Annotated in this window: 3 protein-coding genes; all 3 read right to left on the minus strand. The window is 54.3% G+C overall.

Translation table 11 applies throughout. The features are described 5' to 3' along the window. Positions 1 to 2,294, minus strand: a 2,294-nt coding sequence (locus H6F43_RS00345; protein ID WP_190340055.1) for a heavy metal translocating P-type ATPase, incomplete at its 3' end; no start/stop codon positions are given. 97 nt (positions 2,295 to 2,391) lie between these two features. Further along, positions 2,392 to 2,607, minus strand: coding sequence for a hypothetical protein (locus H6F43_RS00350; RefSeq protein ID WP_190340056.1), 216 nt, complete (start codon positions 2,605 to 2,607; stop codon positions 2,392 to 2,394). 11 nt (positions 2,608 to 2,618) lie between these two features. After that, the coding region (locus tag H6F43_RS00355) for a type II CAAX endopeptidase family protein (RefSeq protein WP_190340057.1) at positions 2,619 to 3,497 on the minus strand (879 nt) is incomplete at its 5' end.

Raw genomic sequence — 3,497 nt, forward strand, 5'->3', positions numbered from 1 at the left:
AACAAATTTTGACGAATTTTATTGAACGTCGCCCGGCTGAGCCGAATCGATTCTACAACGTCTGTCAGGCGATCGCGTACCAGAATGATCCCTGCCGTCTCCACCGCAACATCCGTGCCCGACTGCAAGGCAATTCCCACATCCGCCTGAGCAAGTGCTGGTGCGTCATTGATGCCATCTCCCACCATTGCCACACGATGTCCTTTAGACTGGAGAGTCGCGATCGTGTGGGCTTTTCCGTCAGGACGAACATCTGCCAAGATGTGATTTGGCTCTAGCTCCAAGGATTGAGCAATCGCCGTTGCGGCTGCACGCCGATCTCCAGTCAATAGCCACACGTCCAGCCCCATCTGCTTGAGGGTAGCAACGGTTTCAGCCGCATCTGCTCGAAGCGGGTCCATAGCAGCAATTAGACCCACCAGAGAAGGGCGATCAATTGCATTGGACAGAGCAACAAACACAACAGTTTTCCCAGCTTGAGAGAGTCCATGGGCCTGAGTCTGGATAGCGTCATCAAACGAAACCTCATGACGGACTAACCACGCCTGAGTTCCCATCAGCACCCGGACTGACCTAGACTCCAACAGCACTGTAGCGGCAACTCCGTAGCCCGGCTCAGTGACAAAATCTTGAGTGGGCAAGAGGCCAACTTTCTGCTGTTGGGCGTGCTGTTGAATGGCGATCGCCAGCGGGTGCCGAGTGCCGCTTTCGATGCTGGCAGCAAGCTGTAGAAGAAGGGTGGGGGTGAGATCGCACGGGGACGTGATGAGGCAATCAGTAACAATGGGTTTGCCAGTGGTCAGGGTGCCTGTTTTGTCTAGAACTACAGTATCAATCTCGTGAACGCGCTCTAGCACGTCGCCACCACGAATGAGTAAGCCTCGCTCAGCTCCAATCCCAGACCCCACCAGTATTGCAGTCGGTGTGGCTAAGCCAAGGACGCAGGGACAGGCAACGACGAGCACAGCGATCGCAAGCTTGAGGCTGAGGAGAAGTGGAGAGTGGGAAGTCAGGAGTGAAGCATGGGAAGTGGGTACATGGGTCATGAGGTGCCCAGCGCTCATCGTAGTTTGCACTAGCAGCGCATCGGACCAAATGTGAAAGCCAATGAAGTACCAGAACAGAAAGGTCAGGGTCGCGATCGTCAGAACACCATAGGTAAAGTATCCAGCAATCGTGTCTGCCAGCGCTTGAATTGGCGCTTTGCGCGTTTGAGCAGCTTCAACGAGGGTGATAATCTGCGCTAATGTTGTGTCTTTACCAGTGCGAGTAGCACTTAAGATGATGGCTCCTGACTGATTGAGCGTTCCGGCAGCAACGCGATCGCCCGACTCTTTCATGACCGGCAGTGGTTCTCCAGTCAGCATCGACTCACTCACTGTGGTCTGCCCTGCCACTATCTCGCCATCCACAGGGATCTTGTCTCCAGGCAGTACGTGCAGCCATTCACCGACGCGGACCCGATCCACTGGAATTTCGCTAACCGATAACGGATGCATCAAGAAGGTTAACTCTGGCTCATTCGGGTCACGCTTCTGAATCAACCGCGCCACGGTTGGTTGTAGGGCAAGCAGGGATTCAAAAGCGCTGGCGGCGTGATTGCGGGCACGTTGCTCTAGCGTGCGACCCAGGAGAATGAAGCCCACCAGCATGACGGGTTCATCAAAGAAGCACTCCCAGCCAAGTTGAGGAAACAGTAGGGCGACAAGACTTGTACTGTAGGCAGTGAAGGTGCCTAAACTGACGAGAGTATTCATGTTGGGCGCGTTGTGTCGCAGTCCACGCCAGCCATCGATCGCCATCGATCGTCCTGGTCCCAAGAGGGCTAGCGTCGCCAACCCGCAGTGAAACCAGATGTTGTTCAAACCGGGGAGCGTCAGGTGAACAACCTGCCCCAGATGTCCCAACGATGACAGTACTAGAAGAACTGCAGCGGTCGCCAATTGCCAAATCTGCTGACGTGCTTCGATCCGTCGCCGCTCAGTCCGATCCAGCGTGCTTGCACCGTCCTCAGTGGCACCCTGTGCATACCGTGCTTGTGAAGGAAAGCCAGCATCAGTGACAGTTTGTGCTAGCGCGTCTGGGTTCACAACCCCTGGCTTGCACTGCACGACCGCTACCTCGGTCACAAGATTGACGCTAGCAGCCACGACACCCAGATGCTGACTCAACTGCTGCTCGACAGCGCGAACGCAGCCGGCACACTTCATGCCGCTTACATCCAGCGTTACGGTTTCTACCGTTGGCGCTTGAGAATTCTCTTGAGCATTCTTTAGTTCAGAAATCAGTTGCATCCTGCTTGAGCTCAGTACAACACTTAGCGCCGAATGACGCCTCTTTCTTGACGGTAGATGAATTTCGGGTGAATCGGCTAAAAATCTAGAACTTTCTCTAGGATTTGCTGGACGATCGCCCAGTCTTAGTGCCGGACGTTTCCTTCAGCCGTCCCTTCCAGTAGGCATACAGCAGCCAAGCACACGCTCCAGCCTGGACTGGCAGAATCACCGCACTTTTAAGCAGAAAATTGGTTTCTAGATCGGAGTAGGCGCTAAAAAACGCGGCTCCCAGCAAGACGAGCAGCGGTAATACAAGTTTGCGTTGCCTCATAAAATCTCTTCTCATCTAGCACTGCCACCCAGCACAATTAAACTCAGGAGCGTAACACTGTTCCACAAGCTGTGTAGCAGCATAGAAGCAAGCAAATTTCGCGATCGCACATACACAAATCCCAACACCATCCCCAACACGGTTAGTGGTAGCACTTCTGAGAGGCTGAGGTGAGCAATAGCAAAAATTAGGCCGCTTAGCCCGATCGCACCCCACATAGGCAAGTACCGCGTTAGCGATGGTAGCAGAAATCCTCGAAACAGGATTTCCTCAAACACTGGAGCCGCGATCGCGGCCGTAACAAAAAATATCGTCAGGGCAACGCTGTCTTTGCCTTCTAGCGCGATCGGCAAAATTGGATTACTCCCACCCTTGCCCTGCCAAATTTGCTGATTCACGATCGACACCAAACTGACTAACGGCAGAGCTGCCACGTAGCCGATCGTGCCCCACCAGAACCAGTTGCCTCGCAAGCTGACCCGAAACCAGCCCTCCGGCAGCGGCAGGTAGGGCTTGATGGAACCGTAGAGCACCGCTACGGCTCCCGCCGCCAGCAGTAGGTAGTTGATCAGAATATAAAACGCTCTACTACGCTCGGTTAGCGTTGCTGAGTCAAATCCGATCGTCTGCCCCAGCAGGCTCAGTCCTAACGGCAGCAGAATTTGGCCCACGAAGAAAAAACCAAAAATTAGCACTTGCCATACCGTCTCCCAATCCCAAGGGGTGGACCACGCCGTTATTCCACTGGGATCGAGAAGTGCCTGCTTCCGCCGAATTAGCCATTGCCCTACAAGAAATAGCAGTGCCGCAACGCCGATAATGCTGCCGATCGCAGGTACGCCCCCCACGATCACTAAACGGTTGAACGCCTGCTCTGCAGTTGCTCGCTC

This window comes from Leptolyngbya sp. FACHB-36, assembly GCF_014695955.1.
In the GTDB taxonomy this organism is placed as follows: domain Bacteria; phylum Cyanobacteriota; class Cyanobacteriia; order Leptolyngbyales; family Leptolyngbyaceae; genus FACHB-36.

What these genes read in the sequence shown, in the direction of transcription:
- H6F43_RS00350 (WP_190340056.1), bottom strand. Translation starts at nt 2,607, where the DNA reads ATGAGGCAACGCAAACTTGTATTACCGCTGCTCGTCTTGCTGGGAGCC.